The sequence below is a fragment of the Pseudoxanthomonas suwonensis 11-1 genome (assembly GCF_000185965.1).
Classification (GTDB): domain Bacteria; phylum Pseudomonadota; class Gammaproteobacteria; order Xanthomonadales; family Xanthomonadaceae; genus Pseudoxanthomonas; species Pseudoxanthomonas suwonensis_A.
The window spans coordinates 1,508,220-1,528,298 of the sequence record NC_014924.1 but is presented as its reverse complement, the minus strand read 5'-3'; the positions used below and the strand labels follow the sequence as shown (position 1 = coordinate 1,528,298).

Annotated in this window: 13 protein-coding genes; 9 read left to right on the top strand and 4 right to left on the bottom strand. The window is 69.6% G+C overall.

Features of this window, described 5'->3' with window-relative positions; all coding sequences use genetic code 11:
• Positions 1-73 precede the first annotated feature (73 nt).
• The 3 genes from PSESU_RS06975 (at position 74) to PSESU_RS06965 (ending at position 3,389) form a co-directional block, all read left to right on the top strand.
• A complete protein-coding gene (locus tag PSESU_RS06975) occupies positions 74-1,105 on the top strand; it encodes an agmatine deiminase family protein (protein ID WP_013535056.1) in 1,032 nt (343 codons plus the stop codon).
• A gap of 110 nt (positions 1,106-1,215) precedes the next feature.
• Positions 1,216-2,100, top strand: a complete 885-nt coding sequence (locus PSESU_RS06970) for a carbon-nitrogen hydrolase (RefSeq protein ID WP_013535055.1) — start codon at positions 1,216-1,218, stop codon at positions 2,098-2,100.
• Positions 2,101-2,165: 65 nt separating this feature from the next.
• Positions 2,166-3,389 carry a TraB/GumN family protein gene (locus tag PSESU_RS06965; protein ID WP_013535054.1) on the top strand — a complete coding sequence of 408 codons (1,224 nt, stop codon included), beginning with the start codon at positions 2,166-2,168 and terminating at the stop codon, positions 3,387-3,389.
• A 78-nt stretch (positions 3,390-3,467) separates the two neighbouring features.
• Here the strand turns inward: PSESU_RS06965 and PSESU_RS06960 are convergent, their stop codons facing one another.
• Genes PSESU_RS06960 through PSESU_RS06950 form a run of 3 tightly spaced genes read right to left on the bottom strand, consistent with a single transcriptional unit; the run spans position 3,468 to position 11,180 of the window.
• Positions 3,468-6,551, bottom strand: a complete 3,084-nt coding sequence (locus PSESU_RS06960; RefSeq protein ID WP_013535053.1) for an efflux RND transporter permease subunit — start codon at positions 6,549-6,551, stop codon at positions 3,468-3,470.
• A 4-nt stretch (positions 6,552-6,555) separates the two neighbouring features.
• Complete coding sequence (locus tag PSESU_RS06955) at positions 6,556-10,035, bottom strand: efflux RND transporter permease subunit (RefSeq protein WP_013535052.1); 3,480 nt, start codon at positions 10,033-10,035, stop codon at positions 6,556-6,558.
• Positions 10,035-11,180 (bottom strand): efflux RND transporter periplasmic adaptor subunit, encoded by a 1,146-nt coding sequence (locus PSESU_RS06950; RefSeq protein ID WP_013535051.1) that lies wholly within the window; start codon positions 11,178-11,180, stop codon positions 10,035-10,037. Before PSESU_RS06950 ends, PSESU_RS06955 begins: the two co-directional genes overlap by 1 nt.
• A 267-nt stretch (positions 11,181-11,447) precedes the next feature.
• Between PSESU_RS06950 and PSESU_RS06945 the strand changes: the two genes are divergently transcribed.
• From PSESU_RS06945 to PSESU_RS06920, 6 genes are all read left to right on the top strand, one after another.
• Positions 11,448-11,840 (top strand): c-type cytochrome, encoded by a 393-nt coding sequence (locus PSESU_RS06945; RefSeq protein ID WP_013535050.1) that lies wholly within the window; start codon positions 11,448-11,450, stop codon positions 11,838-11,840.
• A gap of 14 nt (positions 11,841-11,854) precedes the next feature.
• Positions 11,855-12,289: a c-type cytochrome gene (locus tag PSESU_RS06940; protein ID WP_013535049.1), complete on the top strand. Its 435-nt coding sequence runs from the start codon at positions 11,855-11,857 to the stop codon at positions 12,287-12,289.
• Between the two features lie 148 nt (positions 12,290-12,437).
• Positions 12,438-14,318: an ABC transporter ATP-binding protein gene (locus PSESU_RS06935; RefSeq protein WP_013535048.1), complete on the top strand. Its 1,881-nt coding sequence runs from the start codon at positions 12,438-12,440 to the stop codon at positions 14,316-14,318.
• 29 nt (positions 14,319-14,347) lie between these two features.
• Positions 14,348-15,526 (top strand): PQQ-dependent sugar dehydrogenase, encoded by a 1,179-nt coding sequence (locus PSESU_RS06930; protein ID WP_013535047.1) that lies wholly within the window; start codon positions 14,348-14,350, stop codon positions 15,524-15,526.
• Positions 15,527-15,647: 121 nt separating this feature from the next.
• Complete coding sequence (locus PSESU_RS06925) at positions 15,648-16,430, top strand: ferredoxin--NADP reductase (RefSeq protein ID WP_013535046.1); 783 nt, start codon at positions 15,648-15,650, stop codon at positions 16,428-16,430.
• Between the two features lie 166 nt (positions 16,431-16,596).
• On the top strand, positions 16,597-18,780 hold the full coding sequence (locus PSESU_RS06920) for a M3 family metallopeptidase (RefSeq protein ID WP_013535045.1): 2,184 nt from the start codon (positions 16,597-16,599) through the stop codon (positions 18,778-18,780).
• Positions 18,781-18,947: 167 nt separating this feature from the next.
• Here PSESU_RS06920 and cfa read toward each other — a convergent pair whose 3' ends face one another.
• Positions 18,948-20,069 (bottom strand): cyclopropane fatty acyl phospholipid synthase, encoded by a 1,122-nt coding sequence (gene cfa, locus PSESU_RS06915; protein ID WP_013535044.1) that lies wholly within the window; start codon positions 20,067-20,069, stop codon positions 18,948-18,950.
• Positions 20,070-20,079: the final 10 nt, after the last annotated feature.

Genomic DNA, 20,079 nt, shown 5'->3' with positions numbered 1-20,079 from the left:
GCCGGCACCGCCGCAGCCCCCGCTGCGTCCCCCGCCCCGCCCGGCCTGGCCGGGCCTGCATGACCCGAATGGAATGACCGAGAACCTGCGCTTCCCCGCGGAGTGGGAACCCCAGTCCGCGATCCTGGTCGCCTGGCCGCACGCCGGCACCGACTGGGCCGACCGCCTGGGCGAGGTCGAGGAGACCTATATCGCCCTGGTCGCCGCGATCACCCGTTTCCAGGAGGCGTGGATCTGCGTGGCCGACGACGATGTCGAGGCCTACGCCGAGGCGCGCCTGCGCTCGGCCCGGATCGACATGGAGCGGGTGCGTTTCATCCCGTTCGACTATGACGACACCTGGCTGCGCGACTCCGGCCCCATTACCTTGCGCGAAGGCGAAGGCTTCCGGGTGCTGGATTTCCGCTTCACCGCCTGGGGCGGCAAGTTCGAGGCCGGGCGCGACGACCGCCTGGTCCAGGCGCTGGCCGCGCAGGGCCTGTTCGGCGACGCCGCGCACCAGCGCATCGACTTCGCCCTGGAAGGCGGCGGCATCGAGACCGACGGCGCCGGCACCCTGCTGACCACCTGGCGCTGCCTGCACGAACGCCACCCGCAGGCCAGCCGCGAGGAGCTGACCGCGAAGCTGGCCGGCTGGCTGGCCCAGGACCGGGTGCTGTGGCTGGATCACGGCTACCTGGAGGGCGACGACACCGACGCCCACATCGATACCCTCGCCCGCTTCGCGCCGGGCGACGCCATCGTGTTCCAGGCCTGCGACGACGAGACCGACAGCCACCATGCCGAACTGAAGGCGATGGCCGACGAGATCGCCGCGCTGCGCACCACCGACGGCAGGCCGTACCGCCTGTTCCCGCTGCCGTGGGCGGCACCGGTGATCGACGAAGGCCGCCGCCTGGCCGCCTCGTACGCGAACTTCCTGATCGTCAACGGCGCGGTGCTGATGCCAGCCTATGGCGATCCGGCCGACGATGCCGCTGCCGCGGTTCTGGCGCAGGCATTCCCCGGCCGCGAGATCGTGCAGGTGCCGTGCCGTGCCCTGATCTGGCAGAACGGCAGCCTGCACTGCATCAGCATGCAGCTGCCGGCCGGCCTCGGCCGCTGAGCCCCCACGCAGGCAATGCCCGCTGAAGCCCGCGCCACGCGCCGGGCTTCAGGCCCCGTGCGCAGGGCACGGGTTACCATCCGCTTCCACTACGCAAGACGCCCCCGCCCATGAGCCGCAAGACCCTTACCGTCGCCCTGGTGCAGGAACGCAACCAGGGCGATGCCGACGCCAACCTGGCCGCGATCGAAGCCCGCGTGGCCGAGGCCGCCGCAGCCGGCGCGCAGCTGGTGCTGCTGCAGGAACTGCACAACGGCGCCTACTTCTGCCAGCACGAGTCGGTGTCCGAGTTCGACCTGGCCGAGCAGATCCCCGGACCCAGCACCGAGCGCCTGGGTGCGCTGGCCAGGAAGCACGGCGTGGTCATCGTCGGCTCGCTGTTCGAGCGCCGTGCCCCCGGCCTGTACCACAACACCGCGGTGGTCCTGGAGAAGGACGGCACCCTGCTGGGCAAGTACCGCAAGATGCACATCCCGGACGATCCTGGCTTCTACGAGAAGTTCTACTTCACCCCGGGCGACATCGGCTTCAGGCCGATCGACACCTCCATCGGCCGCCTCGGCGTGCTGGTGTGCTGGGACCAGTGGTATCCGGAGGCCGCGCGCCTGATGGCGCTGGCCGGCGCCGAGCTGCTGCTCTACCCCACCGCCATCGGCTGGGACCCGGACGACGCCCAGGACGAGAAGGACCGCCAGCGCGACGCCTGGATCCTCAGCCACCGCGGGCATGCCGTGGCCAACGGCCTGCCGGTGCTGTCCTGCAACCGCGTCGGCCACGAGCCCTCGCCGCTGGGCGCCTCGGGCATCCGGTTCTGGGGCAACAGCCACGTGCTGGGCCCGCAGGGCGAGTTCCTGGCCCAGGCCGGCGAGGACGCCACCGTGCTGGTGTGCGAGGTCGACCTGCAGCGCAGCGAGCACGTCCGCCGGATCTGGCCGTTCCTGCGCGACCGCCGGATCGACGCCTACGGCGACCTGCTCAAGCGCTACATCGACTGACGCCGCCGGCCCCGGCCGCCCTCCCCCATGACGGGTCCCGCCGGGACGCCGACAGCACGCCAGAGATGACCACGATCGACGCCCAGCCCGAATCCGCTACCGAGAGCCCGCTCACCGACCAGCCGCTGCGCGTGGTCGAACGCGATGGCGTGCGTTACACCCTGCTGGGCACCGCGCACGTTTCCCAGGCCAGCATCGAGGCGGTGCGCGCCGCGGTAGCCAGCGGCGAGTACGACGCGGTCGCGGTCGAGCTCGATCCCGGCCGCCTGCAGTCGCTGACCGATCCGGACGTGCTGGCGAAGATGGACATCGTCCAGGTGATCCGCAACGGCAAGACCAGCCTGTTCGCCGCCAACCTGGCCCTGTCTGCCTACCAGCGGCGCCTTGCCGAACAACTGGGCGTGGAGCCCGGCGCGGAACTGAAGGCGGCGGTGCTGGATGCACGCGAGCGTGGCCTGCCGGTGCAGCTGATCGACCGCGAGGTCGGCCTGACCTTCCGCCGCGCGATGGAGCGGCTGGGCTGGTGGGGCCGTGCCAAGACCAGCGCGGGCATCCTGCTGGCGATGTTCGGCGACGAGGAAGTCGGCGACGACGAGATCGAGAAGCTCAAGCAGGGCGACATGCTGGAGGCCAGCTTCGGCGAGTTCGCCTCGCACAGCCCGGCGCTGTACGACACCGTGATCGCCGAGCGCGACCGCTACATGGCCACCCGGCTGCGGCAGGAGCGCGGCGCGCGCAACGTGCTGGCGGTGGTCGGTGCCGGCCACTTGCCCGGCCTGGCCCGGCACCTGGCCGAGGACCAGGACGAGCCTGCGGCGGCCCTTGGAGAACTGGAGTCGGTGCGCGAGAAGTCCAGCTTCCCGTGGCTGGAAACCATCATCGGCGCCTTCCTGGTGGGCGGCTTCGCCTGGGGTTTCTGGCAGGGCGGCGTCGACGTGGGCGCGGACCTGCTGCTGCAGTGGGTGCTGGCCACCGGCCTGCTCGGCGCGCTGGGCTGCCTGCTGGCCGGCGGCCATCCGCTGAGCATCCTCGCTGCCTTCATCGCCTCCCCGCTCACCCCGCTGCATCCGGCGCTGGCTTCGGGCACGGTCAGCGCATTCGTCGAGGCGAACCTGCGCAAGCCGACCTACGCCGACTTCATGGCCCTGCGCGACGACGTGCAGAGCCTGAAGGGCTGGTGGCGCAACCGGGTGGCGCGGATCCTGCTGAACTTCTTCCTCACCAGCCTGGGCACGGCCATCGGCGTGTGGACCGGCGGCCTGCGCATGCTGGGCAAGCTGGTTGGCTGAAGCAGCCGGCAAACGTGGTGGAAGAAAAAAAGCCCGGCTCGCGCCGGGCTTTTTCCGTTCCGGCTTTTAGCGCGCCGCCTACTCCACGACGACGGCCGGCACCTGGGCGCCAGGGTCGCCACGGTCCAGGCCCCGGGCCTTGCGCACCAGCCGCGAGGTGCCGGTGCGCAGGTCGTCCAGGATCGCGTAGATGGTCGGCAGGAACAGCAGGCTGACCACCGTGGAGAACGCCAGGCCGCCGGCGATGGCACGCGCCATCGGGTAGTACGGCGGCATGCCGTCCACGGTCTGGGTGTTCAGCGCGATCGGGATCATCGCCAGGATCGCCGTGCCCATGGTCATCATGATCGGGCGCAGGCGTTCGCGGCTGCCTTCCACCAGCGCATCGGTACGCGGCATACCGCGGCGGCGCAGGTTGTTGATGTGCTCGATCATCACGATGCCGTTGTTCACCACCACGCCCATCAGCACCAGGATGCCGATCACTGCCATGATGTTCATCTCGGTGCCGGTGATCCAGAACAGCCAGTACACGCCGAAGATCGAGAACAGCACGCAGGACATGATCGCCACCGGGAACAGCATCGACTCGAACACCGCGGCCATGATCACCAGCATCAGCACCAGCGCGATCGCGATGGCCATCAGCATCTGGTTCATGCCGTCGAAGTTGATGTTGAAGCTGCCGCTGTCGAAGGTGTAGCCATAGCCCGGCGGGAACTGCACCGCCTTCAGCGATTCCTCGATCGCCTTGCGCGCGTCGGCCACCGACACGTCCTTGGCCACGCCCGACTCCACCTTCAGCATGGTCTGCCGGTTCAGGCGCTGGATCGAGGTGGCGGACGGATTGAAGCCCACGTCCACCATCGCCAGCAGCGGCACCTCCACGCCGTTGGGCGCGCGCACCATGAACGAGGCCAGGTCCTCCACGCCGTAGTGCTCGGCACCGGCGAAGCGCACGTTCACCGGGATCTCCACGTTGTCGCGATGGAAGTCGCGCAGCGAGGAGCCTCGCAGGGCCATGCCCACGTACTCGGCCACCTGCTGGGCGCTGAAGCCGTAGGCCGCCGCGCGCTCGCGGTCCACCCGCACCGACAGCTCGGTGTTGGCGTCGCCGGTGTCCACGCGCACGTCGCGCAGGTTCTCGTTGCGGTTGAGCAGCGGCACGATGTCGGCGGCCAGCTCCTCGAGGGTCTGCGAGGAATCGCCGATCAGGGAGAAGCTCACGCCCTGGTTCTGGTTGCCGGAGCTGCCCGGCCAGCCCAGCCCGATCCTGGCGCGCGCAGACTGCGGCAGGCCCTTGCGGATCTTCTCCTGGATCTGGCTGCTGAGCTCGCTGTCGTCGATCGTCAGGTACAGGCGGGTCGAGGCCCAGCCCTGCTCGCTGTAGCGGCTGTACACGCGGTCGACCTTGAACTCCTCGCGGTTGGCGTTGATGAACGCCTCCACGCGCGCCACCTCGCGGCCCATCTCCTCCTTCGAGTAGGCACCCTTCCACTGGTAGAAGATGTTGATCTCGTCCGGCGAGCTGTCGTCCCCGCCGCTCCTGGCATTGATGATCGGGACGATGCTGGCCAGGGTGATGAAGACGATGCCGGCCACGCTCCAGCCGCGGTGCTGCAGGGTCCAGCGCAGTGCGTTGGCATAACGCGACTGCAGCCGGCTGATCAGCGGCGACTTCACCGCCGGCGGGGTCTTCATCCGTGCCGACAGCATCGGGATCAGGCTGATGGCCACCAGCCACGAGGCCAGCAGGGAGACCGAGATGGTCACCGCCAGCTGCCCCAGGTAGATGCTGATGATGTTCTTCTCGCCGAACAGCATCGGCAGGAACACCACGCAGTGGCACAGGGTGCCGGCCGACAGCGCGATGGCCACGTGGCGGGTGCCGATGATCGAGGCCAGGGCCTGGCGCCCCGGGTATTTCTCCTGTTCCTGGTAGATGCTCTCCACCACCACCACGGCGTTGTCCACCAGCATGCCGACCGCAAGCAGCAGGCCCATCATCGAGATGATGTTGAGGGTGATGCCGGCGAAGTACATGAAGCCCAGGGTCATGGCGAAGCAGATCGGGATCGCCAGGCTGACCATCAGGGTCGAGGGCCAGTGCCGCAGGAAACCGTAGAGCACGATCACCGACAGCGCCAGGCCGATCGCGCCGGCCTCGGCCAGCGCCGCCAGCGAACTGGTCACGGCCTGGCCCTGGTCGTCGATGACCTCGATGCCGATGCCGCGCATCGCCGGGTCCTCCCGCAGGACTTCGATCTCCTTGCGCACCGAGCGCGACAGGTCGACCAGGTTGGCGGCGCGCTCCTTGAAGATGTCCACCGCCACGCTGGGACGGCCGTCGAGCTTGCGCACGTAGTTCATGCGCTGCGGCTGCAACGAGACCTCGGCGACATCGGACAGGCGCACGCCGCGGTTGTTGACCGGCAGGTCGCGCAGCGCCTGCACCTCCTGCAGTTCGCCGCGAGGCTGCACCCGCAGCCGGCGCCCGGCCTCGGTGATCTGCCCCGCGGAAACCGAGAAGTTGGCCGCCTGCAGCCGCTGCACCAGCTCGTTGAGGGCCACGCCGTGGGCGCTGAGCCGGTCCTTGTCCAGCGCCACCAGCAGTTCCTGGCTGGCCACGCCCTCGACCTGGATGCGGGCAACGCCCGGAACGCGTTCCAGGCGGCGCTTGATCACCTGCTCGATCAGGTCGGCACGCGAGGTCAGGTCCTCCTCGCTGTCCAGGCGCAGGCTCATGGCCTCGCGGTCGGAGGTGGTCCAGCGGTAGACGTAGTAGCGGCGGAAGTCGTCAGGCAGCTGGTCGCGGATCGCGTCGATGCGCTCGCGCGCCTCGGAAGCGGCGATGGCGATGTCCCGGTTCCAGTCGCTGAACTCGACCTGGATCTGGGCGCTGTCGGCATTGGCGCGCGAGTTCATCGAGCGGATGCCGGGCATGGTCGACAGCGCCTCCTCGACCGGCCGCAGCACGTTGCGCTCGATCTCCTCCGGGGTCGAGCCGTCGTACGGCAGCCAGACGAAGAAGAACGGGATCGTGGCTTCCGGCTCGGCCTCCAGCGGCAGGCGCAGCGCGGCGATCAGGCCGATCACCACCATCGACACGAACAGCATGATGGTGGTGACCGGGCGGCGGATGGACAGCTCGGTGATGTTCATCCGCTCAGGCCTCCGCGCCGCCGCCGATCGGGTCCTGGTCGTGCGCCAGCACCTGCCCCGCCTCGCGAGCGTCGCGCCGCGCCCGCGCGCCACGCTCGGCGTAGTAGCCGTCCGGCTTGCGGTCCAGCAGGTCGTACACGAGCGGGATCACCACCAGGGTCAACAGGGTCGAGACCAGCAGGCCGCCGATCACGGTGATCGCCATCGGCGAACGCACCTCCGCGCCGGGGCTGCCGAACAGCGGCGCCAGCGCCAGCGGCATGAAGCCGAACACCGCGGTCAGGGTCGTCATCATGATCGGGCGCAGGCGCGAACGCGCGCCCTCGACCAGGGCCTCGCGCTTGGCAACCCCGGCCTCGCGCAGCTGGTTGACCTTGTCGATCAGGATGATCGCGTTCTTGACCACCAGCCCGACCAGCAGGATCAGGCCGATCGACACCACCACCGATATCGGCGAGCCGGTCAGCAGCAGCGCCGCGATCGCTCCGACCAGGGCCAGGGGGATGGTGAACAGGATCACGAAGGGATGCAGCAGCGACTCGAACTGCGAGGCCATCACCAGGTAGACCAGGAACACCGCCAGGCCGAAGGCGAACAGCAGCGAGCGCAGGGATTCGCCCAGCTCCTCGCCCTGGCCGCCGATGCGCATGCCGACGTCGGTGCCCAGCGGGTTCTGCGCCACCATCTGCTGGACCTCGGCCACGGCCGCGCCGAGGTCGATGCCGCGCAGGTTGGCCGAGACGATCGCCACCCGGCGCTGGTCGACGCGGTGGATCTCGCTGGGGCCGCTGGTGGAAACCACGTCGGCCACCGCCGCAAGCTCGATCGGGTTGCTGCCGCTGGGGTTGACGATCAGCCGGCGGATGTCCTCCACCGACGAGCGCTCGGCCTCGCCCACCCGCACCAGCACGTCGATCTTGCGGTCGCGGAAGCTGTAGCGGGTGGCGACGTTGCCGCGCACCTTGTTGACCACCGCGTCCGCGATCTGCCGGGTGGTCAGGCCCATGGCCGCGGCGCGGTCCTGGTCGAAGACCACCTGGATCTCGGGAAAGCCCTGCTCCACCGTCGACTTCACGTCGGCGTAGTGCGGGTTCTGGCGCAGCATCCCGGCCAGGCGGGTGCCGGCCACGCGGATGGTCTCCAGGTCGTTGCCCTCGATCTCGATCTCCAGCGGCGCGGCCAGCGCGAACAGCTCCGGCCGCGCGAAGTCGACCTGCGCGGACGGGTACGCCTTCATGGTCTGGCGCAGCTTCTCCAGCAGTCCGGCCTCGCGCGAGGTGTCGGTCATCACCACCGTGAGCTTGCCGATGTTCTCGCCGCTTTCGGTGGGGCTGGCATCCAGCCGGGTGCCGGTGCCGGACACGCCGTACAGCAGGCTCACGCCCTCCTCGCCGGCATGCTTGCGCTGCACCTCGCGCACCAGGGCATCGGTCTGCGCCAGCGGCGTGCCAGGAGGCAGCTTGGCGGTCATCTCGAAGCGGTCCTGGGCCAGCTGCGGGATCAGGTCCACGCCCAGCAGCGGCAGGGTCGCCATGGTCAGGGCGAAAGCCAGGGCCGCGCCGCCCAGCACCAGGGTGGGACGTTCCAGCGCGCGCGGCAGGATCCGCAGGTAGCCGGCCTCGGCGCGGTTGTACGGGTACATGGCCAGGTCGCTGGCTTTGCGCATCACCGGGCCAACCACCGCGGCGACCAGGCGGAAGGCGCGCACCACGAGCCACGCCACCGCGTAGAAGCCGTAGCGGAACAGGGCGCCGATGCCGCGCCCGGTCAGCGCCGCCGGCTTCTGCCAGGTGCGCTGCGGGCGCCAGGGCGCGCGCTCGGGCTCGGGCTGGAACTCCAGCGGGGGACGGCCCTTGAGCGCGCTGAGCATCGGCACCAGGGTCATCGACACCACCAGCGACACGGCGATCGCGATGGCCACGGTCATGGCCTGGTCGCGGAACAGCTGGCCGGCGATGCCCTCGACGAACACCAGCGGCAGGAACACCGCGATGGTGGTCAGGGTCGAGGCGACCACGGCCATGAACACCTCGCGGGTGCCGCTGATCGCCGCCTCCAGCACGCCCAGGCCACGCTCGCGCGCCTTGGCGATCGATTCCAGCACAACGATCGAGTCGTCCACCACCAGGCCGGTGGCCAAGGCCAGGCCGCCCAGGGACATCACGTTCAGGCTCAGGCCCAGCTGGCCCATGAAGAAGAACGTGGTGATGATCGAGACCGGCAGCGACAGCGAGATGACGAAGGTGCTCCAGCCGTCGCGCAGGAACAGGAAGATGATCAGGATCGACAGCATGCCGCCGACCAGCGCGTCCACCTTTACGTCCTTGATGGCGTGGCGGATGAAGGTGGACTGGTCCTCGACCGCGGTCAGCTCGATGTCCTTCGGCAGGCTCTTGCGCACCTGCTCCAGCTTCTGCGCCAGGGCATCGGCCGCGGCCACGGTATTGGCGTCGCCTTCCTTGTAGACCGCCAGTTCGACCGCCTCCATGCCACCGCTGCGGATCACGGCCTCGCGCTCCTTGTAGCCCTGGCGCACCTCGGCCACGTCCTTCAACCGCACCGGCGCCATGCCGCTGCCGCCGCTGCCGTCGCCACGCAGGGCGGCGATCACGTTGGGATCGCGGCTGCCGAGGATGGCCATCATCAGCTGCCGGTTCTCGCCAGTGGCGCTGGAGGACTGCCCGCCGGCGGTGGTCAGCAGCATCTCGCGCATCTGCTCGACCGAGGAGAACTGGTTGACCGTGCGCACCAGGTAGCGCTGTGTGCCCTCCTCCAGGCGGCCGCCGGACAGGTTCACGTTCTCCTGCTTCAGGCGCTCGATGACCTTGTCCAGGGACAGGCCCAGCTGGGCCAGCTTGCGCTGGTCGATGTCGACCTGGATCTCGTCCTCCAGGCCACCGCCGACCTTGACCGCGGCCACGCCGCTGACCGCCTCCAGCTTGCGCTTGAGGTCCTCGTCGGCATAGCGGCGCAGCTCCATCAGCCGGCGCACGGCGTCGGCCTCGTCGGCCGGCTCCTGCTTCGCGCTCAGCGCCAGGCGCATGATCGGCTGGGTCGAGGGATTGAAGCGCAGCAGCACCGGCGGCTTGGCGTCCAGCGGCAGCTGCAGGGTCTCCATCTTGTCGCGCACTTCCAGGCCGGCCTGCTGCATGTCCGTGCCCCAGGCGAATTCCAGGACCACGTCGCTCTGGCCGGTGCGGGAGATCGAGCGCAGCTTGCGCAGGCCCTTGACCACGCCGAGGGCCTCCTCGGCCGGCTGCGAGATCAGGGTCTCGACCTCCGACGGCGCCGCACCCTCGTAGTCGGTGCGCACGGTCAGGGTCGGGTAGCTCAGGTCCGGCAGCAGCTCGACCTTGAGGCTGGACAGCGAGATCAGTCCGAACAGCACCAGGGTCAGCGTCATCATCGCGATGGTGACGCGGCGCCGGGTGGCGAACTCGACCAGGTCGAATCCGCGTGCGGGTGCGGGTTCGTGCGCGCTCATCAGTTGGCCGCCTGCGCCGCGGCCGCCTGCGCCGGCGTCTTGCCGGCGACCTCGGCCGGCGGATCACGGTCCAGCACCTGCACCGCGGTGCCCTCGCGCAGCGCGGCCTTGCCGGCCACCACCACCGCGTCGCCCTCGGACAGGCCCTCGCGGACCTCGACCCAGCCACTGTCGTTGTAGCCCAGCTTCAGGCCCACGCGCGCGGCATGGCCGTCGCGCACCACGTACACGGCCGGCTCGCCGCCATCCTCCAGCAGTGCCGTGCGCGGCACCACCAGGGCATCGGCACGCTGGTCGTAGTTGATGCTCAGGCGGCCGAACATGCCGGCGGTCAGCTCGTTGTCGCCGGAGAACGAGGTCACCACGCGGAAGGTGCCGGTGCCGGTGTCCACCACCGGCGAGACGCGGTCGACCACGCCGGTGAAGCTGCGACCCGGCAGCGCGTCGGCGGCCAGGGTCACGGCCTGGCCGGCGCGCAGCTTGGCCATCTCGCGCTCGGGGACGTTGAGGGTCGCTTCCAGGCGGCTGCTGTCGACGATGCGGATGATCGGCGAGTTGATCTGCACGAAATTGCCCGGCTTGATGTCGCGCGAGGCGACCACGCCGGAGATCGGCGCCACCACCGTGGTGTAGGACAGTTCAAGCCGGGCCAGGTCGTAGGCGGCGCGTGCCTGCTCCAGGTCGTAGCGCATCTGGTCGACCTCGCCGGCGCTGATCAGCTGCTGCTGGATCAGCTGGCGGGCGCGGTTGTAGTTGTTCTCCAGCTTGCGCACCAGGGCCTCGTTCTGGGCCACGGCCAGGCGCGCGCGGTCCGGATCCAGGCGCACCAGCGGCTGGCCGGCACGGACCTGCTGGCCTTCCTCGACCAGCACCGCGAGCGCGACGCCGGAAGTCTTGGCCACGACCTGGGACTCGGCGCGCGGCTCCAGGGCGGCGGTGCCGGCGTAGCTGGCGGCGATCGCGCGGCGGGTGGCGTTGGCCACCTCGACCGGGGTGGCGTCCACGGCGGCGGGCTTGTCGCCTTCCGCGGCGGGCGGGCCGCCGGCTCCGCCCTTGCACGCCGCCAGGGCGGTGGCCAGCGCCAGGGCGATGGCAGTGGCCCGCAGGCCGGTGCGCGCGAGGTTACGAATGGTAGGACGGGACATAAGGGTGTCCATGCGGGTCGGGGTCCAGGAAGGAGTGTGATCAGGTGTTGTATGCAAGTAGATCACCCAGACGGTCAGCCGCCATGCGCCGAAGGTCATGGTCCACCCATGATCGACCGGTTGGCGGTTGCCGGGACGGGGTCATTGATCGAGCGCAATGCGGGCGGTTCCCGCTTTCGTTAAGGCAGGGCTATACTGCGGCGGTTTTCGTGTCCGGAGGGGTAGACCGGCACGACCGACTCCATACGAGACCGACCGGACTAACGAATGATGCGCCGCCCGCTGCCGCTAGCCGCCTGCCTTGCCCTGGTTACCTCCCTGTCCTTCGGCGCCATCGCCCAGGACGCCACCCAGCCGACCGGGCCGGAGGCCGCGACCGGGGCCACGACCGAAGCTCCCGCCTCCGTCGCCGGGGACGCCGAGCGCGGCCGCTCCCTGGCCTACACCTGCCAGGGCTGCCACGGCATCACCGGCTACAAGAATGCGTACCCCAGCTTCAAGGTGCCGAAGATCGGCGGCCAGTCGGCGGAGTACCTGAGCCAGGCCCTGCACGAGTACCGCGACAACAAGCGCCGGCACCCGACCATGCGTGCCCAGGCGCAGAGCTTCACCGAGCAGGACATCGCCGACATCTCCGCCTTCCTTTCCACCATCAAGTAAGCAGCCAGCCGCCCATGTCGAAAGCCGTGCACGCCCCGCGTCTCGCCCTCGCCCTGACCGCCGTCCTGGCCCTGTCTGCCTGTGGTGGCGGCGACGGCTCCACCGCCGCCGAAGGCCACGCGCCGGCCAGCTCCTCCGCCGGCCTGCCGGCCGGCCGCGCCCCGATCGGCGAGCAGCTTGCCACCGCCAAGGGCAAGGCCACCGCCCAGAGCTGCATCGACTGCCACGGTGCCGAAGGCAATGCCCCGATCGACGCCAGCTACCCCAAGCTCGGCGGCCAGTACCCGGACTACCTGGCCCACGCCCTGAAGGAATACCGCAGCGGCGCCCGCCAGCACGCGCTGATGACCCCGCAGGCCACCGACCTGAACGACCAGGAGATCGCCGACCTGGCGGCCTACTTCGGTTCGCGCGAGTCGCAGCTGAAGGATCTGCACGGCGCGTTCTGAGTCTGGTTCAGCCCAATAAGAAGGCCCGCTTCGGCGGGCCTTTTTATTGGGCGGGATTCGGGATTCGGGATTCGGGATTGGGGGCGGCATTCGCGGCTGGCGGGGGCCGTGGACGACGGGGCCACCTTGGTCCCGGCACAATGCGTCGATGAGTGCCTCTCCCGAACCGAAGACCCGGCCCGCCCGTGGCCAGGGCAGTCCCAGCCTGCGCGAGCGCTTCGATGCCCTGCGCAACCTGCCGCCATTCCTGCGCCAGATCTGGGCCACCAGCCCCGGGCTGACCCTGGCCAGCCTCGGCCTGCGCCTGGTCCGCTCGCTGATGCCGGTGCTGATGCTCTACATCGGCAAGCTGATCATCGACGAGGTGATCCGCCTGGCCGGGCTGGGCGTCGGCTTCGACCGCCTCGGCGATGCCATGCGCAGCGGGCTGCTGTCGCCGCTGCTGTGGCTGCTGGCACTGGAGCTGGCGGTGGCGGTGGGTTCGGACCTGACCGGCCGCCTGGTCAGCTATGCCGACAGCCTGCTCTCGGAGCTGTTCACCAACGCCAGCAGCGTGCGCCTGATGGAGCACGCGGCGACCCTGGACCTGGAGGACTTCGAGGACCCGGACCTGCAGGACAAGCTGGACCGCGCGCGGCGCCAGACCATGAGCCGCATGAACCTGATGAGCCAGCTGTTCGGCCAGGTCCAGGACGCGATCACCGTGGTCAGCTTCGCGGTCGGCCTGCTCGTGTACGCACCCTGGCTGATCCTGCTGCTGGCGGTGGCCCTGGTCCCGGCCTTCGTCGGCGAGGCGCACTTCAACGCGCTGGGCTACTCGCTCAATTTCCAGTGGACCCCGGAGCGGCGCCAGCTCGAATACCTGCGCCAGACCGGCGCCAGCGTGGAAACGGCCAAGGAGGTGAAGATCTTCAACCTCCACCGCTTCCTGGTCGACCGCTACAAGGTGCTGGCGGAGAAGTTCTACCTGGCCAACCGCGCCCTCGCCCGCCGCCGTGCGCTGTGGGGCACGGTGCTGGCGGCGCTTGGCACCCTGGGCTACTACGTGGCCTACGCCTACATCGCCTGGCGCACGGTGCGCGGCGACTTCAGCATCGGCGACCTCACCTTCCTGGCCGGCAGCTTCATGCGCCTGCGCCAGCTGCTGGAGGGCCTGCTGGTCGGCTTCTCCCAGGTCGCCGGCCAGGCCCTGTACCTGGACGACCTGTTCTCCTTCTTCGAGATCGAGCCGGAGATCGCTTCGCGTCCCGACGCGGTGCCGGTCCCGCGCCCGATCCAGCGCGGCTTCGTGTTCGAGGACGTCGGTTTCCGCTACCCGGGCAACGAGCACTGGGCGCTGCGCGGGCTCAGCTTCGAGCTGCGCGCCGGCGAGGTCCTGGCCCTGGTCGGCGAGAACGGCGCGGGCAAGACCACCCTGGTCAAGCTGCTCGCGCGCCTGTACGACCCGGACGAGGGACGCATCCTGCTCGATGGCCGCGACCTGCGCGACTACGACCTGGACGACCTGCGCTCCAACACCGGCGTGATCTTCCAGGACTTCGTGCGCTACCACCTGACCGCCGGCGAGAACATCGGCGTGGGCCGGATCGAGGCGCTGGAGGACATGGAGCGGATCCGCGACGCCGCCCGCCGCGGCATGGCCGACGAAGTAATCGAAGGCCTGCCGCTGGGCTACGACCAGCTGATCGGGCGCCGCTTCAAGACCGGCGTGGACCTGTCCGGCGGACAGTGGCAGAAGCTGGCGATCGCGCGCGCCTACATGCGCGACGCCCAGGTCATGATCCTCGACGAGCCCACCGCGGCGCTGGACGCGCGCAGCGAGTTCGAGGTGTTCCAGCGCTTCAAGGAACTCTCGCGGGGCCGCACCGCCGTGCTGATCTCGCATCGTTTCTCCAGCGTGCGCATGGCCGACCGGATCCTCGTGCTGTCCGGCGGCAAAGTCGAGGCCAGCGGCACCCACGCCGAGCTGATGGCCCAGGGCGGGCGCTACGCCGAGTTGTTCGAGCTGCAGGCCGCCGGCTATCGTTGACGCTCTTTGCACCATTGGAGCGTCCACGCATGCAGCACACCCGGCACCTGCCCTCCCTCCTTGCCATCGCCCTGGCCGCAGGCCTGGCCGCCTGCGACCGCGCCCCGGCGCCCGCCGTGGACGCACCGCAGGCCAGCGAGCCGCAGGTGTTGGAGAGCCAGCAGGGCCAGGCGAAGCTGAGCGTGGTCGCCAGCGGCCTGGCGCACCCGTGGGCGGTGGCCCCGCTGCCGGAGGGCGGCTTCCTGGTCACCGAGCGCGGCGGCAACCTGCGCCGGATCGGCGCCGACGGCAGCATCTCCGCGCCGGTCAAGGGCGTGCCCGTGGTCGCCGCGCGCGGCCAGGGCGGCCTGCTCGACGTGGCCCTGGCCCCGGACTTCGCCACCAGCCAGCGCATCTACCTGACCTTCGCCGAGCCGGGCGAGAACAACACCTCCGGCACCGCGGCCGCCTACGCCACCCTCGACGGCGACACCCTCACCGACCTGACCGTGATCTACCGCCAGGAACCGAAGGTCGACGCCGAGCACCACTACGGCTCGCGCCTGGCATTCGACGACCAGGGGCATGTGTTCATCAGCCAGGGCGACCGCTCGTTCAAGCCGATGGCGCAGCAGCTGGACAAGCTGCAGGGCAAGCTGGTGCGCCTGCGCCTGGACGGCGGCATCCCCGAGGACAACCCGTTCGTCGGCCGCGACGACGCGCGCGCGGAGATCTGGAGCTACGGCCACCGCAACTCGCAGGGCCTGGCCTTCGACCCGCGCACCGGCAAGCTGTGGGAGAGCGAGCACGGCCCGCGCGGCGGCGACGAGATCAACCTGCCCCTGCCGGGCCTCAACTACGGCTGGCCGCTGGCCACCCACGGCATCGACTACTCCGGCCAGCCGATCGCCGAGGCCCGGGGCAAGGAATACGAGGGCACCGAATCGGCCCACCACGTGTTCGAGATCTCGCCGGGCCTGTCGGGCATGGCGTTCTACACCGGCCACGAGGGCAAGCCCTGGAACGACAGCCTGTTCCTGGGCGCGCTGGCCCACCGCAACCTGATCCGGCTGCAGCTGGAGGGCGAGCGGGTGGTCGGCGAGGAGCGCCTGCTGGACAGCCTGGGCGAGCGCATCCGCGACGTCCGCGCCGGGACCGACGGCAACATCTACCTGGTCACCGACGAGGCCGACGGCAAGCTGCTGAAGCTGGAGCCGCCGCAGGGCTGAGCGCACGCCGGCGGCGGCCTCGCCCGGGCCGCCGCCATCCGGCCGTTTGACCACGCTCAAGGGTCGGGCCCGGGCGGTCGGATACAATGGGCGGCGAACCAGAACCGGCAATCCCTCCCCGATGTCCTCCGCCTACGGCACCGAAACGGTGCTCGACGTCCGTCACTGGACCGACGCCTACTTCAGCTTCACCACCACCCGCGACGACGGTTTCCGCTTCGAGAACGGGCAGTTCGTGATGATCGGCCTGCCCACCGAGAGCGGCAAGCCGATCCTGCGCGCCTATTCGATCGCCAGCGCCAACTGGGAAGAGCAGCTGGAGTTCTTCTCGATCAAGGTCCAGGACGGCCCGCTGACCTCGCGCCTGCAGCACATCAAGCCCGGCGACAGCATCCTGATCGGGCGCAAGCCCACCGGCACCCTGCTGATCAGCGACCTGCACCCCGGCCGCAACCTGTACCTGCTGGGCACCGGCACCGGCCTGGCCCCGTGGCTGTCGGTGGTCAAGGACCCGGAAACCTACGAGCGCTTCGAGAAGATCGTCATCTGCCACGGTGTGCGCCACGTGCAGGACCTGGCCTACCGCGACTATTTCGAGAAGGAACTGCCCAACCACGAGATCCTGGGCGAGATCATCCGCGAGAAACTGCTGTACTACCCGGCCGTCTCGCGCGAGGAGTTCCCGAACCGCGGCCGCCTGACCGACCTGATGGCCAGCGGCGAGATGATGCGCACCCTCGGCCTGGAGCCGCTGGATCCGGAACATGACCGCGCCATGATCTGCGGCAGCCCGCAGATGCTGGCCGATTTCCGCACCCTGCTCGACAGCCGTGGTTTCACCGCCTCGCCGCGCATCGGCAGCCTCGGCCAGTATGTGTTCGAACGCGCCTTCGTGGAGAAGTGACGCCATACCCGGCATCGTCGATGACATCCTGTCGCTGCTGCCGGAACAGGTGAAGAACCGGCCGCCGCGCAGGGACCTGCCGCAGCCGGGAGGCTGAGGCCGCCCCGGGCCGGCGCGGGCTGGGGTACCCTTGGGAGGTTTGTTTCCCAAGGAACTGTTCCAACCCATGAAGAAGACCGGCCTTTCCCTGGCACTCGCTGCCGCCCTCGGACTCGGCATGACCGCCTGCACCAGCGCCGAGGGTCCCTCCCCCGGCAACGCCGAGGCCTCCACGGCCGCTTCGACCCAGGACAACCCGTTCATGGTCGAGAGCGAGCTGCCGTTGCAGTACCCGCACTTCGACCGGGTCAAGGACGAGCACTTCGCCCCGGCGTTCGACGCCGGCATGGCCGAGCAGCTGGAGGAAATCGAGGCGATCACCTCCAACAGCGAGGCGCCGACCTTCGAGAACACCATCATCGCCCTGGAGAACAGCGGCCAGGTGCTCAACCGCGCCCGCGCCGTGTTCTTCAACCTGGTCGGCACCGACACCAACGACGCGCGCAAGGCCATCCAGGCCGACTACTCGCCGAAGTTCGCCGCGCACCGCGACGCGATCATGCTCGACGGCGCCCTGTTCGAGCGGATCAAGGCGCTGCATGACCAGCGCGACAGCCTGGGCCTGGACGCCGAGGGCGTGCGCCTGGTCGAGCGTTACTACACCGATTTCGTCCGCTCCGGCGCCAACCTGTCCGACGAGGACAAGGCGCGGCTGCGGGACATGAACGCCGAGCTGGCCAAGCTGGGCACCCAGTTCGACCAGAACGTGCTCAACGAGGTCAACGCCTCGGCCGTGGTGTTTGACAGCGCCGAGGAGCTGGCCGGTTCGACCGACGCCCAGGTGGCCGCGGCCGCCGAGGAAGCGAAGAAGCGCGGCCTCGATGGCAAGTACGTGGTGACCCTGCTCAACACCACCGGCCAGCCGCCGCTGGCCTACCTGGAGAACCGCGAGGCCCGCCGCCGCATCCACGAGGCCTCGGTCGGCCGTGGCGCCCGCGGCAACGAGTACGACAACACCGGCATCGTCGCCCGGGTGATGAAGCTGCGCGCCGAGCGCGCCGCCCTGCTCGGGTACCCGAACCACGCCGCGTTCTCGCTGGAGCAGTCCACCGCCAAAACCCCGGAAGCGGTGAATGAGATGCTGGGCAAGCTGGCGCCCGCCGCCGTCGCCAACGCCAGGCGCGAGGCCGCCGAGCTGCAGAAGATGATCGACCGCGAGCAGGCCGCCAAGGGCGAGCCGACCTTCCAGCTCGAGGCCTGGGACTGGGCCTACTACACCGAGAAGGTGCGCAAGGCGACCTACGACTTCGACGAGTCGCAGCTCAAGCCCTACTTCGAGATGAAGAGCGTGCTGGAGAACGGCGTGTTCTTCGCCGCCAGCAAGCTCTACGGCATCAGCTTCAAGGAGCGTACCGACCTGCCGAAGTACCACCCCGACACCTGGGTGTACGACGTGCTCGACGCCGACGGCAGCCAGCTGGCGATCTTCATCTTCGACCCGTACGCACGCGCGTCCAAGCGCGGCGGTGCCTGGATGAACTCGTACGTGTCGCAGTCCAGGCTGCGCGGCACCAAGCCGGTGGTGGCCAACCACCTCAACATCACCAAGCCGGCCAGCGGCCCGACCCTGCTGACCTGGGACGAGGTCACCACCACCTTCCACGAGTTCGGCCACGCCCTGCACGGCATGTTCTCGGACGTGACCTACCCGTACTTCAGCGGCACCTCGGTCCCGCGCGACTTCGTCGAGTTCCCCTCGCAGGTCAACGAGATGTGGGCCGACTGGCCGGAAGTGCTGGCCAACTACGCGAAGCACCACGAGACCGGCGAGCCGATGCCGCAGGCGCTGCTGGACAAGGTCAAGGCCACCTCGACCTTCAACCAGGGCTTCGCCACCACCGAGTACCTGGGCGCGGCCATGCTCGACCAGCGCTGGCACCAGGTCGGAGCCGACAAGCTGCCGGAAGCCGATGGCGTGATGAAGTTCGAGGCCGATGCGCTGGCCGCCGACGGCATCGCCTACGCCCCGGTGCCGCCGCGTTACCGCACCCCGTACTTCAGCCACATCATGGGCGGCTACTCGGCCGGCTACTACGCCTACATCTGGTCGGAGGTGCTGGACGCCAACACCCAGGCCTGGATGCTGGAGAACGGCGGCCTGAAGCGCGAGAACGGCGACCGCTTCCGCGCCACCCTGCTCTCGCGCGGCGGCACCCGCGAGGCGCTGGACCTGTTCCGCGACTTCGCCGGACACGAGCCGCGGATCGAACCGCTGCTCGAGAAGCGCGGCCTGGACAAGGCCGGCCGCTGAGGTCCACGAAGACGCCGCCTACGGGCGGCGTCTTCTTTCCTGCGATCGCCGCTCGCGGGGGTTTTCCACAATCGGTGTGGATCAAACCTGCACGAAGCTGTGGATAAGCGTCTGCGCGCCAGCAGTGGCGGGGGTGTCAAGAGGGTTGGCTAGATTTTCGCCACGCCTCAGCGCGGCACCCGTAGCCCGCCCGGCACGCCCTCCGGCGAAAGCAGCACTTGCCACAGCTGTGCGCGGCGCGCGCGGAAGCTGGCCATGGACCCGGCCAGGTAGAACCGCCACATGCGCCTGAAGCGCTCGTCGTAGCGCGGACCCAGCCGCTCCCACGCCGCCTCGATGTTGTCGCGCCAGGCCTGCAGGGTGCGGTCGTAGTCCGGGCCGAAGTTGTGCCAGTCCTCGACCACGAACTTCCCCTCGCTGGCGCGGGTGACCTGTGCGGCCGAGGGCAGCATCGAGTTGGGGAAGATGTAGCGCGCGATCCAGGGATCGGTGCGCCGCACCGAGACGTTGCTGCCGATGGTGTGCAGCAGGAACAGCCCGCCAGGCGGCAGGCAGCGGCGCACCACCTCGAAGTACTCGCGGTAGTTGCGCACGCCCACGTGCTCGAACATGCCGATGGAGAACACGGCGTCGAAGCGCTCGTCCAGGTCGCGGTAGTCCTGCAGGCGGATCTCGATCGGCAGGCCTTCGCACAGCTGGCGCGCGTAGGCGGCCTGCTCGGCGGAGATGGTCACGCCCACCCCGGAGACGCCGTAGCGCTCGGCCGCGAACTTCAGCGCTTCGCCCCAGCCGCAGCCGATGTCCAGCACGCGCATGCCCGGTTGCAGGCGCAGCTTGCGGCAGACCAGGTCGAGCTTGGCTTCCTGGGCGGCATCGAGGTCGGCGGCATCGCGCCAGTATCCGCAGCTGTAGACCAGCCGCCGGCCCAGCATCGCCGCGTACAGGTCGTTGCCCAGGTCGTAGTGGCGGCGCCCGACCTCGCCGCTACGGCTGCGGGTCTGCGGATTGGTCAGGCGCGCGACCAGTACGTCGCGCAGCCCGGCCAGGCCACGCACCTTTTCGCCCAGCCGCGCCTGGATCAGCCGCAGTAGCAGGCCGTCCAGCGAGCCGGTGTCCCACCAGCCATCCATGTACGACTCGCCCAGTCCCAGCGAGCCCTGCGCCAGCAGGCGCGTCCACAACCGCTCGTCACGTGGCTCCAGGTCCCAGGCGCGATCGCCGCCGATCCTCACGTCGGCATCGGCGAGCAGCGCTTCGACCCGACGCCTGGCAAGGGATCCCGCCCCCATCAGCGTCCTC